Origin of the sequence: Pseudomonas sp. 2822-15 (assembly GCF_002742515.1) — a bacterium.
Taxonomy (GTDB): Bacteria; Pseudomonadota; Gammaproteobacteria; order Pseudomonadales; family Pseudomonadaceae; genus Aquipseudomonas; species Aquipseudomonas salomonii.
Genome location: NZ_LJRY01000049.1, coordinates 1 through 342, shown reverse-complemented (window position 1 = coordinate 342; position 342 = coordinate 1). Strand labels below are relative to the sequence as shown.

At 33.3% G+C, this 342-nt stretch carries 1 pseudogene; it reads left to right on the top strand.

Annotated elements, in window-relative coordinates:
* Positions 1 to 57 precede the first annotated feature (57 nt).
* Positions 58 to 342 (top strand): annotated as a pseudogene (locus AOA59_RS32780) (hypothetical protein); the annotation flags it as partial.

The window sequence follows — 342 nt, the reverse complement described above, 5'->3', positions numbered from 1 at the left end:
TGACAAGACAGTATGTTAAAATCATTATCTAACCTTAGCTAAGGAGGAATACAGTATATGAGTGAATGGTTATCAGAAATTGATTGGGTTGGACTAGCAACCCAAGCCCTTATTATTGCATTGCAGATAATCTTAATATTTATTGTTTTCTCGATAATAAAGTCAATTGGGAAGAGATTAATTACTAGTTGGTTCGAAAGAATGAGTGCACAAAGAAACATGTCAGCTGGACGGGCAAAAACACTAGAAAAGCTCGCTATAAACGTGTTTACATATATTCTATGGTTTGTTCTAGCTACTATAATCATTGGGTTATTAGATTATGATGTAACAGCGTTAATT